The sequence below is a fragment of the Rhizobium sp. RU35A genome (genome assembly GCF_900156005.1).
In the GTDB taxonomy this organism is placed as follows: domain Bacteria; phylum Pseudomonadota; class Alphaproteobacteria; order Rhizobiales; family Rhizobiaceae; genus Neorhizobium; species Neorhizobium straminoryzae.
On the sequence record NZ_FTMR01000051.1, the window covers coordinates 1 to 1,187 of the forward strand.

Sequence of the window (1,187 nt, forward strand, 5' to 3'; positions counted from 1 at the left end):
TTGAGATTGCCGGAGCCGGTGCGGTTGATGACGACGGCACCGCCCACGCCCACCACACCGCCGACGCCGCCGGCAATGGTGTTGGACGCATAGTTCTTGGCCGAAACGGCATCGATATCGACCTTGCCGCCGGCATAGACCTTGGCATTGCCGCCAACGGCCGCGTCGGTCTGGTTCAGGATCGTCGCCATGTCGAAGCTGACGCCGACACCGACCGTGCCACCGCCGCCGAGACCGCCGACCAGGCGATACATGTCGATGGCGCTGTCGGCCTCGATGCTGACATCCTGGCCGCTGCCGGCTGCCTTGAAGGCGGAATCCTGGTTGATGCTGCCATAGGCATAGGACGAGATGCCGCGACGGGAATCGACCACGTTGATCGAAGCGCCGACGCCGACCGTGCCACCCACGCCGCCAGCCACGATGATGTTGCCGATGTTCTCGCGGGCACGCGCCGTGATCGCGGTATCGCCCATGGCATTGATCGCACCGGATGCACCGAGCAGCGCGGAGGTCGTGCTGTTGGCAACGACCACGTTGATCGCGCCGCCGACGCCAGCCGTGCCCGCCACGCCGATCGCACCGACGACTTCGAGATGGCGCGAACTTTCGCGGGCATCGACAGTCACATTGCGATAGGCATCCGCGCGCCCGTCGATGCGGGCGGTCGTAGCGCCGGAAATGACGGCCACGTTGACCGCAGCCCCCACGCCGGCGGGTCCGGTGGCGGCGCCCATGGCAAAGCCGGCAACGCCGATCTGCTGCTGTCGCCGCGCGGCAACCGCCACGTCGCGGCGGGCCTTCACAACAGCACCGCTATCGACCGAGGCCTGGGTGGAACCGTTGAAGACATTGACGGTCGCACCACCGCCGACGCCCGCCGTTGCGCCAGCGCCGACCATGCCGGCAAAGCCGATCATCCGTCCGGTGGACTGGGCACTGATGATAGTATCCTGGGCAGCACCGAAATTGCCAAGCGTTGCGCCCGTAAGGGCCGCATTGATCGAGGCGCCGTTTGCGACATGCGCCGTCACGGTGTTGCTGAACACGCCGACATCCACGACGCCGCCGACGCCGGCAGTTCCCGTCGAGGCACCGACGGCCAGCGATATGGCAACGGCGCGATGATCGCCATTGGCAGTCATCACGAAGCCCTTGGCCGTGCGCGTCGTGGTCGGCATGTCGAG

The 1,187-nt window shown here is 66.8% G+C and carries 1 protein-coding gene; it reads right to left on the bottom strand.

Annotated elements, in window-relative coordinates:
* On the bottom strand, positions 1-1,187 hold a 1,187-nt coding region (locus F3H95_RS26995), incomplete at both ends, for a hypothetical protein (protein ID WP_149748246.1).